At 69.2% G+C, this 13936-nt stretch carries 13 protein-coding genes; 9 read left to right on the top strand and 4 right to left on the bottom strand.

The features are described from left to right. Positions 1 to 53 precede the first annotated feature (53 nt). Entirely contained in the window at positions 54 to 1478 is a 1425-nt protein-coding gene (locus ACWEV0_RS24585) for a hypothetical protein (protein ID WP_453151592.1), read from the bottom strand. Between the two features lie 62 nt (positions 1479 to 1540). Further along, positions 1541 to 1747, bottom strand: coding sequence for a hypothetical protein (locus ACWEV0_RS24590; protein ID WP_403798473.1), 207 nt, complete (start codon positions 1745 to 1747; stop codon positions 1541 to 1543). 132 nt (positions 1748 to 1879) lie between these two features. Here ACWEV0_RS24590 and ACWEV0_RS24595 point away from each other — a divergent pair, with 132 nt between their 5' ends. After that, positions 1880 to 2854 carry a carbohydrate kinase family protein gene (locus tag ACWEV0_RS24595; protein ID WP_453151593.1) on the top strand — a complete coding sequence of 325 codons (975 nt, stop codon included), beginning with the start codon at positions 1880 to 1882 and terminating at the stop codon, positions 2852 to 2854. A gap of 61 nt (positions 2855 to 2915) precedes the next feature. Here the strand turns inward: ACWEV0_RS24595 and ACWEV0_RS24600 are convergent, their stop codons facing one another. Further along, a complete protein-coding gene (locus tag ACWEV0_RS24600; protein WP_453151594.1) occupies positions 2916 to 4304 on the bottom strand; it encodes an aminotransferase class V-fold PLP-dependent enzyme in 1389 nt (462 codons plus the stop codon). Between the two features lie 348 nt (positions 4305 to 4652). On the opposite strand from ACWEV0_RS24600, the gene ctaC reads away from it, so the two are divergent. From ctaC to ACWEV0_RS24620, 4 genes are all read left to right on the top strand, one after another. Next, entirely contained in the window at positions 4653 to 5618 is a 966-nt protein-coding gene (gene ctaC, locus ACWEV0_RS24605) for an aa3-type cytochrome oxidase subunit II (RefSeq protein ID WP_451610310.1), read from the top strand. Further along, positions 5615 to 7351, top strand: a complete 1737-nt coding sequence (ctaD, locus tag ACWEV0_RS24610; RefSeq protein ID WP_453151595.1) for an aa3-type cytochrome oxidase subunit I — start codon at positions 5615 to 5617, stop codon at positions 7349 to 7351. Before ctaC ends, ctaD begins: the two co-directional genes overlap by 4 nt. Next, complete coding sequence (locus ACWEV0_RS24615; protein ID WP_453151597.1) at positions 7348 to 7746, top strand: cytochrome c oxidase subunit 4; 399 nt, start codon at positions 7348 to 7350, stop codon at positions 7744 to 7746. Before ctaD ends, ACWEV0_RS24615 begins: the two co-directional genes overlap by 4 nt. A gap of 131 nt (positions 7747 to 7877) precedes the next feature. After that, positions 7878 to 9137, top strand: coding sequence for an Ig-like domain-containing protein (locus ACWEV0_RS24620; RefSeq protein WP_453151598.1), 1260 nt, complete (start codon positions 7878 to 7880; stop codon positions 9135 to 9137). A gap of 15 nt (positions 9138 to 9152) precedes the next feature. Here ACWEV0_RS24620 and ACWEV0_RS24625 read toward each other — a convergent pair whose 3' ends face one another. Further along, the gene (locus ACWEV0_RS24625; protein ID WP_451610306.1) at positions 9153 to 9554 is read right to left on the bottom strand and encodes a hypothetical protein; all 402 of its coding nucleotides are present in this window, start codon (positions 9552 to 9554) and stop codon (positions 9153 to 9155) included. A gap of 187 nt (positions 9555 to 9741) precedes the next feature. Between ACWEV0_RS24625 and ctaE the strand changes: the two genes are divergently transcribed. The 4 genes from ctaE to qcrB all read left to right on the top strand — a co-directional run bounded on the left by ctaE (position 9742) and on the right by qcrB (position 13915). Then, positions 9742 to 10362, top strand: coding sequence for an aa3-type cytochrome oxidase subunit III (gene ctaE, locus ACWEV0_RS24630; RefSeq protein ID WP_453151599.1), 621 nt, complete (start codon positions 9742 to 9744; stop codon positions 10360 to 10362). 72 nt (positions 10363 to 10434) lie between these two features. Next, entirely contained in the window at positions 10435 to 11244 is an 810-nt protein-coding gene (qcrC, locus tag ACWEV0_RS24635) for a cytochrome bc1 complex diheme cytochrome c subunit (RefSeq protein ID WP_453151600.1), read from the top strand. Next, entirely contained in the window at positions 11241 to 12293 is a 1053-nt protein-coding gene (qcrA, locus tag ACWEV0_RS24640) for a cytochrome bc1 complex Rieske iron-sulfur subunit (RefSeq protein WP_451610305.1), read from the top strand. Before qcrC ends, qcrA begins: the two co-directional genes overlap by 4 nt. Further along, the gene (qcrB, locus tag ACWEV0_RS24645; protein ID WP_403798444.1) at positions 12290 to 13915 is read left to right on the top strand and encodes a cytochrome bc1 complex cytochrome b subunit; all 1626 of its coding nucleotides are present in this window, start codon (positions 12290 to 12292) and stop codon (positions 13913 to 13915) included. Before qcrA ends, qcrB begins: the two co-directional genes overlap by 4 nt. The last annotated feature ends 21 nt before the right edge of the window (positions 13916 to 13936 follow it).

Below are 13936 nucleotides of genomic sequence, written 5' to 3' on the forward strand. Positions count from 1 at the left end.
GCACCCACGAGTCCGTGGGTGCCGCCCTCTCACGCGTCCGGGATCCCTGTGTCTCAGCTGCGCGGCACGGCCTGCCCGCTCGCCCCGTCCACGACCGCGCGGCCGTCCAGCGGCGCGTCCAGCGTCACCGTCTTCGTGATCTCCATGGCGATCGCGATGCACGCCTTGCCCGGCTCCGCCGGCTTCTCGGCGATCCGCACGGTCACCTTCTGCGGGGTCTCGTCCGCCGTGACGGTGTACGTGCTGCACACCCCGCCCCAGAAGGTCACCGACAGCTGCCGGCCGCCCGCGTCCGTCCGGTACCCGCTGATCTGCCGCTCCGGCACCGCCGGCGGCGCCGGCTTCGCGGGCGGCTTCGGAGACAGGTCCTCCACCGCGGTCCGCACCACCGTGTACGGCTTGGCGCCGGGCTGCTCCCGCGCCTCGAACAGCCACGCCGGTACGAGGGAGACCTCGCCGCCCACGTCCTGCGCGGCCAGCCCGAAGACGGCGCCCGTGACGGTGACGACGTGCGGCTCCGGCGTCGGGCAGGAGGCGTCCGGCCGGCTCGGGTCGCCCTCGCCCTGCGCCTTGGCCGCCGGCGGGTCGATCGCGCAGCCGCCGATCGCGGCCGGGCCCGCGCCCTTCGCGTCCCTGTTCAGCTCGTCCAGGGCCTTCTTCGCCCCGATCACCGGATACGTGGCGCCCTTCGCCGGTTCGAGCAGCCGCCCGCTCCCGGCCACCACGGAGCCGTCGGGGCCCACCTGGACGCCGGTCGACCAGCCGTACGTGGGCAGGCCGTCGACGACCGGGTCCGCGTTCACCACCCGTACCGAGCCGTTCATGATCTGGCTCGCGTCCAGCTTGGCGTCGTCCTGGCCGATCGCCTTGAGGACCGGCGCCACCGCCGCCTTCGCCGCGGCCTCGCTCACCGGAGAGCCGCCGCCCGTCGGCGGCTTCGCCTCGCCCGGCGGCGGGCACGCCTTGCCCTTGAGGCAGGTGTCGCCGACCGGGCCGCCGGCGTAGCGGCTCACGGTCCAGCTCCCCGGCGCCCGCTCCGACACGTCGAGCCGCAGCCCGTCGCTGTCCTTCTCGGGCGTCAGCTGCCACACCCCGGACACCAGCCGGGGGGTTCCCGCGAGTCCGAGGGCCCGGGCCAGGCGGGTCACCTCGGCCGAGGTGACCCGGCCCTCGGGCCGGTGGACAGCGGCCGAGGAGGGCCCTTGGGGGAGGGGGCCCCGGGCCCGGTAGACGGTCCCGCCGGAACCGCTCGGGTCGGGTTCACCCGGCGCGATCCCCTGACCGCCGCCCTGCGTCGGTGCGGCGCGCACCGCCGCCGTACCCCCGGCCGCGCCGGCACCACCGCCGCCGGCACCGCCGTCGCCGCTGGCGGTGGCGGCGTAGTACACGCCTCCGCCGCCCACGAGGAGCACCGCCGCCGCCACCGAGGTGACAAGAAACGGGCGCTTTCCCGGCCGTGTCTCCGAACTGCTCACCATTCGCTCCTTCCCAAGGACACCCCTGGGACGGGAACGAGGGCCAACCGGTTCCGGTTCTGTGCTCAGATCCCGTACTCGGGGGTCGCGGCGATCAGCCGGGCCGACGCGGCCGGCACCTTCACGCCGTGGATCAGCGCGGGGGAGACCGGAGCGGCCTGCGGAACGGAGTCGGGGACCCAGTGCGGGGCCATCCGCGCGCCGTCCCCGCACAGCTCGGCGAGGCTGAACTCGGACTCCTGGGGCTCACGAGGAGCGGGGTACTCGGTCATGGCGGCACCGTACGCACGCCTCGGCTTCGGGGAAAAGCCCTACTCTGGGGTAGTTTCCACTGTTCGGCTTCCGCCCCCGCAGCCGGTAGCGTGAACTGTCATTACCGTCCTTCCCCACGGGAGCATCCAGCCGTGCGTATCGCAGTCACCGGCTCCATCGCCACCGACCACCTCATGACCTTCCCGGGCCGGTTCGCCGACCAGCTCGTGGCGGACCAGCTGCACACGGTCTCGCTCTCCTTCCTCGTCGACAACCTCGACATCCGACGGGGCGGCGTGGGCCCGAACATCTGCTTCGGCATGGGCCAGCTCGGGGGCAACCCGATCCTCGTGGGCGCGGCCGGTTACGACTTCGACGAGTACCGTGCCTGGCTCGACCGGCACGGCGTCGACACCGCCTCGGTCCGCATCTCCGAGGTCCTGCACACCGCGCGCTTCGTGTGCACCACCGACAAGGACCACAACCAGATCGGCTCCTTCTACACCGGCGCCATGAGCGAGGCCCGGCTGATCGAGCTCAAGGCCGTCGCCGACCGCGTGGGCGGTCTCGACCTGGTCCTGATCGGCGCCGACGACCCCGAGGCGATGCTGCGCCACACGGAGGAGTGCCGAACCCGCGAGATCCCGTTCGCCGCCGACTTCTCGCAGCAGATCGCGCGCATGGACGGCGAGGAGATCCGCACGCTGCTCGACGGCGCGACCTACCTCTTCTCCAACGAGTACGAGAAGGGCCTCATCGAGTCGAAGACCGGCTGGACGGAGGAGGAGATCCTCGGCCGCGTCGGCCACCGGGTCACCACCCTCGGCTCGCGCGGTGTCCGCATCGAGCGCGTCGGCGAGGACCCGATCGAGGTCGGCTGCCCGGAGGAGGACGCCAAGGTCGACCCGACCGGCGTCGGCGACGCCTTCCGCGCCGGCTTCCTGACCGGTCTGTCCTGGGGCGTCGGCCTGGAGCGCGCGGCCCAGGTCGGCTGCATGCTGGCCACGCTGGTGATCGAGACGCTGGGCACCCAGGAGTACACGCTGCGCCGCGCCAACTTCATGGAGCGCTTCACCAAGGCGTACGGCGACGAGGCCGCCGCCGAGGTCCAGGCCCACCTGGCCTGACCCGTACGACCCCTACGGGAGCCCCGGGGCGCGCGCCCCGGGGCTCCCGCGCGTCCACGGGCTACGCCACCCGCCGCACCACGTACGCCGTCCCGCCCTTCGGCGACGGCTGCTCGCCCACGTACTCCTGGCCCCGCATCTCGCACCACGCCGGGATGTCCAGTCGCGCCGCCTCGTCGTCCGAGAGGACCGTCACCGTGGCGCCGACCGGGACGTCGCCGATGACCTTGGCGAGTTCGATGACCGGGATCGGGCAGCGGCGGCCGAGGGCGTCGACCACGAGCGTGCCGGAGGTCTCCTCGGGCGGGGCGAACATCGCCGACGGGGCGCCGAGGCGGTCGCGCACGGAGGCCACCACGCCCGGGAGGACGTCGAGGAAGCGGTCCACGTCCGCCGCCGTCGTGCCCGCCGGCAGCGAGACCCGGACGTTGCCCTCGCTCAGCACCCCCATCGCGCGCAGCACATGGCTGGGCGTCAGCGTCGAACTCGTGCACGACGAACCGGACGAAACGGAGAAACCCTCCCGGTCGAGCTCGGCGAGCAGCGTCTCCCCGTCGACGTAGAGACAGGAGAAGGTGACGAGATGGGGGAGCCGGCGCACCGGATCGCCCACCACCTCCACGTCCGGCACCAGCTCCGGCACCCGCGCCCGGATCCGGTCCACCAGCGCCCGCAGCCGCGCCGCCTCGGCCGCCGCCTCCGCCCGTACCGCCCGCAGCGAGGCCGCCGCCGCCACGATCGCCGGCAGGTTCTCGAAACCGGGCGCCCGCCCCGACTCCCGTTCGTCCGACGGGCCTTGAGGGGCGAACCGGACACCCTTGCGCACCGCGAGCAGCCCGACCCCCGCCGGACCGCCCCACTTGTGCGCGCTCGCCGCGAGCAGCGACCAGCCCTCCGGCACCGGCCCCCAGCCCAGCGACTGCGCCGCGTCCACCAGAAGCGGCACCTCCGCCGCCCGGCAGGCCGCCGCGACCTCCGCCACCGGCTGCTCGGTGCCCACCTCGTGGTTGGCGGACTGCAGACAGGCGAGAGCGGTACGGGAGTCGAGCGCCGCCGCGAAGACCTCCGGGTCCACCGCGCCCGAACGCCCCACCGGCACCTCGGTCACCGTCCCGCCCGCCGCCGCGTGCGCCTCGCCGGCGTGCAGCACGGAGGAGTGCTCGACCGCCGACACCACGAGCCGCTCCCCGGCCCGCCGGCGCCCCGCGAGCGCCCCGGCGACGCCCGCGTGAACCGCGCGTGTCCCCGAAGGAGTGAACACCAGCTCGTCGGGTCGACAGCCGACCGCCTCCGCCGCGGCCTCCCGCGCCGCGTCGAGCAGCATCCGGGCCCGCCGCCCCTCCCGGTAGAGGCGGGCCGGATCGGCCCAGCCCTCGTCCAGGGCGGCGAGCAGCGCCTGACGGGCGACGGGGTGCAGCGGAGCCGCCGATGCGGCGTCGAAGTACGGCATCCCACGACGTTATCCCCGCCCACCGCCCGTGCCGTCGCCGCCCGCCGCCCGTGCCGTCCCCCACCCGGGACGACTCCCCGTCAGAAGGCCCGCCCGCGCCCCCGATAGGCGTGGCACACACGGCCGATCGGCCGCCCGGATCCCGCTTCCAACGCGCCGGAGTCCACCCCTTCGGGGGCCCGGACGGCGCGTTGGGCACCCTCCCCGCGCGACCCCAAATAGCGTCCAGTAGGGTTTGGTCCGCATAAACATCCAAACCCCTGCCCGCGGCCGGGGCGGCGACCGACCAGCGAGACGGACGGCCGTGGCAGCCGACCTCGCGGGCCGAGACTCTCGGGAAGGCGCTACGTGAGTCCCAACGGCTCCGACCGCTCGTCGCGGCGCCCGATGCGGCGGAAGCTGCCGCAGGTGCTGACTGCGGGCCTGATCCTGGCGACAGCCACCGGCTGCTCGTACAACTGGGAAGACTTCCCCCGCCTTGGTATGCCCACCCCGGTGACGGAGGAGGCTCCCCGGATCCTCTCCCTCTGGCAGGGTTCCTGGGCCGCCGCGCTCGTCACCGGCATCCTGGTGTGGGGCCTGATCATCTGGGCCACCATCTTCCACCGGCGCAGCCGCACCAAGGTCGAGGTACCTCCGCAGACCCGTTACAACATGCCCATCGAGGCGCTGTACACGGTCACGCCGCTCATCATCGTGTCGGTGCTCTTCTACTTCACCGCGCGCGACGAGTCCAAGCTCCTCGAGCTCACCCCGAAGCCGGCGCACACGATCAACGTGGTCGGCTACCAGTGGAGCTGGGGCTTCAACTACGTCGAGAACGTGCCCGGTGTGCCCGGCGACGCCCAGAAGGCTCCGAACCTCGCGGCGATTCCGGACAAGTTCAAGGCCGACTTCCCGGCGAACGCGGGCGGCGTCTACGACGCCGGCATCCCCGGCACCCGGAACCCGCAGACCGGCAACCCGGGCCCGACCCTGTGGCTGCCGAAGGGCGAGAAGGTCCGGTTCGTCCTGACCTCGCGTGACGTCATCCACTCCTTCTGGGTGGTGCCCTTCCTGATGAAGCAGGACGTCATCCCGGGTCACACCAACGCCTTCGAGGTCACCCCGACCCAGGAGGGCACCTTCCTCGGCAAGTGCGCCGAGCTGTGCGGTGTCGACCACTCCCGGATGCTCTTCAACGTCAAGGTGGTCTCCCCGGAGCGCTACCAGGCGCACCTGAAGGAGCTTGCCGCGAAGGGGCAGACCGGCTACATCCCGTCCGGCATCGCTCAGACGGACCCGGCCCGGAATGCGGAGAAGAAGAAGCTGTGAGCATTCTCAACGAACCCCACGGGGCGGCCGCGGCTGAGGACTCGTACGAGAACGAGCTCCCGGTACGCCGCAAGCAGCCCGGCAACGTCGTGGTCAAGTGGCTCACCACCACCGACCACAAGACGATCGGCACGATGTACCTGCTGACGTCGTTCGTGTTCTTCATCATCGGCGGCATCATGGCGCTCTTCATGCGCGCCGAGCTTGCCCGTCCGGGCACGCAGATCATGTCGAACGAGCAGTTCAACCAGGCGTTCACGATGCACGGCACGATCATGCTGCTGATGTTCGCGACGCCGCTGTTCGCCGGTTTCGCGAACTGGATCATGCCGCTGCAGATCGGCGCGCCCGACGTGGCGTTCCCGCGGCTGAACATGTTCGCCTACTGGCTCTACCTCTTCGGCTCGATCATCGCCGTGGCCGGCTTCCTCACCCCGCAGGGTGCCGCCGACTTCGGCTGGTTCGCCTACTCCCCGCTGTCGGACGCCGTCCGCTCGCCGGGTGTCGGCGCCGACATGTGGATCATGGGTCTGGCCTTCTCCGGCTTCGGCACGATCCTCGGCTCGGTCAACTTCATCACCACGATCATCTGCATGCGCGCTCCGGGCATGACGATGTTCCGCATGCCGATCTTCACCTGGAACGTGCTGCTGACCGGTGTCCTGGTCCTGCTCGCCTTCCCGGTCCTGGCGGCCGCGCTGTTCGCCCTGGAGGCGGACCGCAAGTTCGGTGCCCACGTCTTCGACGCGGCCAACGGCGGCGCACTGCTCTGGCAGCACCTCTTCTGGTTCTTCGGACACCCAGAGGTGTACATCATCGCCTTGCCCTTCTTCGGCATCATCTCCGAGGTCATCCCGGTCTTCAGCCGTAAGCCGATGTTCGGCTACATCGGTCTGGTGGCCGCGACCATCGCGATCGCCGGTCTGTCCGTGACCGTGTGGGCGCACCACATGTACGTCACCGGTGGCGTGCTCCTCCCGTTCTTCTCCTTCATGACGTTCCTCATCGCCGTCCCGACCGGCGTGAAGTTCTTCAACTGGATCGGAACGATGTGGAAGGGCTCGCTGTCCTTCGAGACCCCGATGCTCTGGGCCGTCGGCTTCCTGGTCACCTTCACCTTCGGTGGTCTGACCGGCGTCATCCTGGCCTCGCCCCCGATGGACTTCCACGTCTCCGACTCGTACTTCGTCGTGGCGCACTTCCACTACGTCATCTTCGGCACCGTGGTCTTCGCGATGTTCTCCGGCTTCCACTTCTGGTGGCCGAAGTTCACCGGCAAGATGCTGGACGAGCGCCTCGGCAAGATGACCTTCTGGACGCTGTTCGTGGGCTTCCACGGCACCTTCCTGGTGCAGCACTGGCTGGGTGCCGAGGGCATGCCGCGTCGTTACGCGGACTACCTCGACGCCGACGGCTTCACCACGCTGAACACGATCTCGACGATCTCGTCGTTCCTGCTCGGCCTGTCGATGCTGCCGTTCTTCTACAACGTCTGGAAGACCGCCAAGTACGGCAAGAAGATCGAGGTCGACGACCCGTGGGGCTACGGCCGTTCGCTCGAGTGGGCGACGTCCTGCCCGCCGCCGCGGCACAACTTCCTCACCCTGCCGCGGATCCGTTCCGAATCCCCGGCGTTCGACCTGCACCACCCTGAGATCGCGGCTCTCGACCAGCTCGAGAACAAGCCTCACGAGGTGGCGGCCCTCAGCGGCAGCAAGGAGGCCGGCAAGTGAAGATCCAGGGCAAGATGTTCATCTGGCTGAGCGTCTTCGTCCTCGCCATGGCGATCGTCTATGGCGTGTGGTCGAAGGAGCCGGTCGGTACGACGGCGCTGTTCCTGGCCTTCGGTCTCTGCATCATGATCGGCTACTACCTGGCCTTCACGGCCCGGCGGGTCGACGCCATGGCGCAGGACGACAAGGAGGCCGACGTCGCGGACGAGGCCGGCGAGGTGGGCTTCTTCGCCCCGCACAGCTGGCAGCCGCTCTCGCTGGCCGTCGGCGGTGCGCTCGCGTTCCTCGCCATCGCGATGGGCTGGTGGCTGCTGTACTTCTCGGCGCCGCTGATCCTCGTCGGCATCTGGGGCTGGGTGTTCGAGTTCTACCGCGGTGAGAACCAGAACCAGTAGCGGCTTCGGCAGCAGCACGAGCAGTACCCGGTAACACCCCGAGGGGCCCGGTCACTTCACTGGAAGTGACCGGGCCCCTCGTTTGCTCCACTCGGCGCGCCGCGCGCGAGGATCGTTCTTACCGTGAGGTCATGAACGACACGCCGCGCATTCGGACTGTTCTGAGCTGCACCCTTCTGGCCCTCACCGTCACCGCCGGCGCCACCGCGTGTGCGGGCTCCGAGGACCATCCGCTGTCGGCGAGGCCCTACGACGCGTCCGACGAGATCGCCTTCAACGCGCCCGACGGCGGGAAGAAGGCGGACCCCGACAAGCCCCTGGAGATCACCGCCAAGGGCGACGACGGACGGATCACCGACGTCACCGCCACCGACGAGACCGGGCACCACCTGGCCGGCGAACTCACCGCGGACGGCCGGAAGTGGCGTTCCACGGCCGCCCTCGCGGCCGGCGCCCGGTACACCGTCCAGGTGGCCACCGAGGACGAGGACGGCGCTCCAGGGGCCCGTACGTTCACGTTCGAGACAGCACCGGCCAAACGGGCCCTGACCGTCACGTTCGGCCCCGAGGCGGGCACGTACGGGGTCGGGCAGCCGATCACGGCCGAGCTGAGCCTCCCGGTGAAGGACAAGGCGGCCCGCGCCGTCGTCGAACGGGCCCTCAAGGTCCGCTCCACGCCCGCCGTCGAGGGCGCCTGGTACTGGGTGGACGACAAGAACCTGCACTACCGCCCGAAGGAGTACTGGCCCAGCGGCGCCACCGTCACCGCCACCGGCAACCTCGACGGCCTGAAGGTCGGCGACAAGCTCTACGGAGGCGCGTCCAAGGCGCTGAAGCTCACCATCGGCGACCGCATCGAGGCGGTCGCGGACGCCGGCGAGCACTACATGACCGTGAAGAAGAACGGAGAAGTGATCAATACCATTCCGGTGACCACCGGAAAACCGGGCTTCTCCACCCGAAACGGCATCAAGGTGGTGCTCGGCAAGGAGTACTACGTCCGGATGCGGGGCACCAGCATCGGCATCTCGGAGGGCAGCTCCGACTCGTACGACCTGCCGGTGTACTACGCCACCCGGGTCACCTGGAGCGGCGAGTACGTGCACGCCGCCCCCTGGTCGGTGGGCTCGCAGGGCGTCGCCAACGTCAGCCACGGCTGCGTCGGCATGTCGACCGGCAACGCCGCCTGGTTCTACGAGAACGTCCGCCCCGGCGACATCGTCCAGGTCGTCAACAGCGAGGGCGAGATGATGGACACCTTCGGCAACGGCTTCGGCGACTGGAACATGCCCTGGGACAAGTGGCACAAGGGCAGCGCCCTGGTGACGGACGGCGGATCGGACCCCGCCGCCACCGAGGACGCCAAGGCCCGCCTGCGGCCCTCCCTCTAGCCCGTACGGGCGGGGCTACGCGTCCACGGAGAGACGCGAACGCAGCAGGGCCGCCAGCGACGCCGCGAACTCCACCGGTTCCACCGGATGGGTGATCGCGGCGTCCGCGCGGCTCCAGGTCGCCAGCCAGGCGTCCTGCGGACGGCCGATGAGCAACAGGACGGGAGGGCAGTGGAAGATCTCGTCCTTGATCTGGCGGCACACGCCCATGCCACCGGCCGGCACCGCCTCGCCGTCGAGCACGCACACGTCGATGCCGCCCCGGTCCAGCTCTTCCAGGACCGCCGGCAGCGTCGCGCACTCGACGAACTCGACCGGGGGAACATCGGCGGCGGGCCTGCGCCCGGCCGCGAGGCGCACCTGCGCCCGGGTGTTCGCGTCGTCGCTGTAGACCAGGACCGTGGCGCTCGACTGCATCGTTCCTCCGTGAAGGTGGTCGGTCGTTGCGCGGATGCTACTCCGGTCCACACCCCGTCAACACCCGTTCAACACCTGTTCGAAGGGTGCCCGAGCCCCGTTCCGATGGGCCGTTCGGGCAGGACACGCGGCCCGGACACTCCGAACGGCACCCCCCGGAGTGAGGGCGGGATAAGCGACCGACATAATGTCGGTCGTGGCGACAGTAACGACAGTAGATACCGGGCACGCGCACCCGTCGGTCAATCGACCGAACCTCACCAGCGTCGGAACCATCATCTGGCTGAGTTCCGAGCTGATGTTCTTCGCGGCCCTCTTCGCGATGTACTTCACCCTGCGATCCGTGATGGGTCCGGAGTTCTGGACGGAAAAGGCCGACGCCTTGAACCTTCCGTTCTCCGCGACGAACACCACGATCCTGGTGCTCTCCTCCCTCACCTGCCAGCTCGGCGTCTTCGCCGCCGAGCGGGGCGACGTGAAGAAGCTCCGGACGTGGTTCATCATCACCTTCGTGATGGGCGCGATCTTCATCGGCGGCCAGGTCTTCGAGTACACCGAGCTGGTCAAGAAGGACGGCCTCTCGCTGTCCTCGGACCCGTACGGCACGGTGTTCTACCTGACCACCGGCTTCCACGGCCTGCACGTGACGGGCGGTCTCATCGCCTTCCTGCTGGTCCTCGGCCGGACGTACGCCGCCAAGAGGTTCACTCACGAGCAGGCAACCGCCGCCATCGTCGTGTCCTACTACTGGCACTTCGTCGATGTCGTCTGGATCGGCCTCTTCGCCACGATCTACTTGATCAAGTAATCGGTCTCCGCCTCCGGGCGCAGACACATCCAGCAAGCATCGACGCAGAAGATCCTGACACCGGGGTAATCCGTGAAAAAGCTCTCCGCACGACGACGCCATCCGCTGGCGGCGGTCGTCGTCCTACTCCTCGCGCTGGCGGCAACTGGGGGGCTGTACGCCGCGTTCGCGCCCGCGGGCACGGCCAAGGCCGACGACACCGCCCAGTCCCTCGCCATCGAGGAGGGCAAGAAGCTCTACTCCGTCGGCTGCGCCAGCTGCCACGGAACCGGCGGTCAGGGCACCTCTGACGGCCCGTCCCTGGTCGGCGTGGGCTCGGCGGCGGTGGACTTCCAGGTCGGCACCGGCCGTATGCCCGCCCAGCAGCCGGGCGCCCAGGTCCCGAGGAAGAAGACGATCTACTCGCAGGCTGAGATCGACCAGCTTGCGGCGTACGTCGCCTCCCTCGGCGCCGGCCCGATCGCGCCCAAGGAAAGCCAGTACAGCCCTGACGGTGCCGACATCGCCAAGGGTGGCGAGCTGTTCCGCACCAACTGCGCCCAGTGCCACAACTTCACCGGCGAGGGCGGCGCGCTGACCTACGGCAAGTACGCCCCCACGCTTGAGGGCGTGGACCCGAAGCACCTCTACGAGGCCATGCAGACCGGCCCGCAGAACATGCCCTCCTTCCCCGACACCACGATGCCGGAGAAGCAGAAGAAGGACATCATCGCCTACGTCCAGGCCGTCAACAGCGACAAGGCCGACAGCCCGGGTGGTCTCAAGCTGGGTGGCCTCGGCCCCGTCAGCGAGGGTCTGTTCGCGTGGATCTTCGGTCTGGGCGCGCTGATCGCAGTTGCCATCTGGGTCGCGGCCCACACCGCTAAGGCCAAGAAGTCATGAGTACCCAAGAGAATCCAGAAGAGAACCTGCCGACCGTGCAGGACACCGCGCACGGCGCGGTGAAGGTCGCCGACGACCCGTTCGCCGACCCGGGCCTTCCGCCCCACAAGCCGCGCATCCAGGACATCGACGAGCGGGCCGCCCGCCGGTCCGAGCGTGCGGTCGCCTTCATGTTCACGCTGTCGATGCTGGCCACGATCGGCTTCATCGCCTCGTACGTGATCTTCCCCGTCGACGCGATCGTGTACATCTGGCCGTTCGGCCGGGTGTCCTCGCTCAACTTCGCCCTGGGTCTGACCCTCGGTGCGGCGCTGTTCTTCATCGGCGCGGGCGCGGTCCACTGGGCCCGCACCCTGATGTCCGACGTCGAGATCGCCGACGAGCGTCACCCGATGGCGGCGGAGCCCGAGGTCAAGGCGAAGGTCATGGCGGACTTCGCGGCCGGTGCCGCCGAGTCCGGCTTCGGCCGCCGCAAGCTGATCCGCAACACGCTCTTCGGAGCGCTCGCGATGGTTCCGCTGTCCGGCATCGTCCTGCTGCGTGACATGGGTCCGCTGCCCGAGGAGAAGCTCCGCAGCACGCTGTGGGCCAAGGGCAAGCAGCTCATCAACATGAACACGCACGAGCCGCTGCGTCCCGAGGACGTCGCGGTGGGTTCGCTGACCTTCGCGATGCCCGAGGGCCTCTCGGAGCACGACGAGCACTTCCAGACCGAGATCGCCAAGGCCGCCCTGATGATCATCCGGATCCAGCCGGAGGACATCAAGGACAAGCGCGAGCTCGAGTGGTCGCACGAGGGCATCGTCGCCTTCTCGAAGATCTGCACCCACGTCGGCTGCCCGATCTCGCTGTACGAGCAGCAGACGCACCACGTGCTCTGCCCGTGCCACCAGTCCACCTTCGACCTGTCCGACGGCGCCCGCGTCATCTTCGGCCCGGCCGGCCACGCCCTGCCGCAGCTGCGGATCGGCGTGAACGACAAGGGTTACCTCGAAGCGCTCAGCGACTTCGAAGAGCCCGTCGGTCCTGCCTTCTGGGAGCGCGGATGAGCACCGTGACCAACACGCGTAAGCAGGCGCCCCGCGGTGAGCGGATCGCCGACTGGGCCGACGGACGCCTGGGGATCTACACGCTGGCCAAGGCCAACATGCGGAAGATCTTCCCGGACCACTGGTCCTTCATGCTGGGTGAGGTCTGCCTCTACAGCTTCCTCATCATCATCCTGACCGGCGTCTACCTGACGATGTTCTTCCACCCGTCTATGAACGAGGTGGAGTACATGGGACCCTACGTCCCGCTGCAGGGTCAGCTGATGTCCGAGGCGTTCAACTCGACCATGCACATCTCCTTCGAGGTGCGCGGTGGCCTGCTCATCCGGCAGATCCACCACTGGGCGGCGCTGATCTTCCTCGCCGGCATGTTCGTGCACATGATGCGCGTCTTCTTCACCGGCGCGTTCCGCAAGCCGCGTGAGATCAACTGGCTGTTCGGCTTCCTGCTGTTCTTCCTGGGCATGTTCACCGGCTTCACCGGTTACTCGCTCCCGGACGACCTGCTCTCCGGCACCGGTGTCCGCTTCATGCAGGGCGCGATCCTGTCCGTGCCGATCATCGGCACGTACCTGTCGATGTTCCTGTTCGGCGGCGAGTTCCCCGGCGGCGACTTCGTCGCCCGGTTCTACTCGGCGCACGTGCTGCTGCTCCCGGGCATCATGCTCGGCCTGGTGGTCGCGCACCTCATCCTGGTGTTCGTCCACAAGCACACCCAGTTCGAGGGCCCCGGCCGCACGAACAAGAACGTCGTCGGCATGCCGCTGCTGCCGGTCTACATGGCGAAGGCCGGAGGCTTCTTCTTCCTGGTCTTCGGCGTGATCGCGGTCGTCGCGGCCATCGCCTCGATCAACCCGATCTGGGCCATCGGCCCGTACCGCCCGGACCAGGTGTCCACCGGCGCCCAGCCCGACTGGTACATGGGCTTCGCCGAGGGTCTGATCCGTGTCATGCCGGGCTGGGAGATCAACCTGTGGGGCCACACGCTGGTCCTCGGCGTGATGATCCCGCTGGCGATCTTCCCGCTGGTCCTCGCGGCCATCGCGGTGTACCCGTTCATCGAGTCCTGGATCACCGGCGACAAGCGCGAGCACCACATCGCGCAGCGCCCGCGCAACGCTCCGACGCGCACCGCCTTCGGTGTCGCCTGGATCACCGCGTACATGATCATGCTGGTGGGTGGTGGAAACGACCTCTGGGCGACCCACTTCCACCTGTCGCTGAACTCGATCACCTGGTTCGTGCGGATCTTCTTCTTCGCCGGCCCGGTCATCGCCTTCATCGTCACCAAGCGGATCTGCCTCGGCCTCCAGCGCCGCGACAAGGACAAGGTGCTGCACGGCCGCGAGTCCGGCATCATCAAGCGCCTGCCGCACGGTGAGTTCGTCGAGGTCCACCAGCCGCTCAGCCAGGGCCAGCGCTACAAGCTCACGGCGCACGAGCAGTACGCGCCGGCCGAGCTGCCGCCGGCCGTCGACGAGAACGGCGTCGAGCGCAAGATCGGCCGCATGGAGAAGCTCCGGGTCAAGCTGAACCGGGGTTACTACGGCGGCGACAGCCAGGTCGCCAAGCCCACCGTCGAGGAGTACCGGGAGATCGAGAGCGGCCACGGCCACCACTGATCACCACTGACCTCCTGACGT

It is taken from the genome of Streptomyces sp. NPDC003943 (genome assembly GCF_053605265.1).

Excerpts from the sequence above, each read along its gene's own strand:
- ACWEV0_RS24585 (WP_453151592.1), bottom strand. The coding sequence starts at position 1,478 with ATGGTGAGCAGTTCGGAGACACGGCCGGGAAAGCGCCCGTTTCTTGTC.
- ACWEV0_RS24590 (WP_403798473.1), bottom strand. The coding sequence starts at position 1,747 with ATGACCGAGTACCCCGCTCCTCGTGAGCCCCAGGAGTCCGAGTTCAGC.
- ACWEV0_RS24600 (WP_453151594.1), bottom strand. The coding sequence starts at position 4,304 with ATGCCGTACTTCGACGCCGCATCGGCGGCTCCGCTGCACCCCGTCGCC.
- ACWEV0_RS24620 (WP_453151598.1), top strand. The coding sequence starts at position 7,878 with ATGAACGACACGCCGCGCATTCGGACTGTTCTGAGCTGCACCCTTCTG.
- ACWEV0_RS24625 (WP_451610306.1), bottom strand. The coding sequence starts at position 9,554 with ATGCAGTCGAGCGCCACGGTCCTGGTCTACAGCGACGACGCGAACACC.
- ctaE (WP_453151599.1), top strand. The coding sequence starts at position 9,742 with ATGTCGGTCGTGGCGACAGTAACGACAGTAGATACCGGGCACGCGCAC.
- qcrA (WP_451610305.1), top strand. The coding sequence starts at position 11,241 with ATGAGTACCCAAGAGAATCCAGAAGAGAACCTGCCGACCGTGCAGGAC.
- qcrB (WP_403798444.1), top strand. The coding sequence starts at position 12,290 with ATGAGCACCGTGACCAACACGCGTAAGCAGGCGCCCCGCGGTGAGCGG.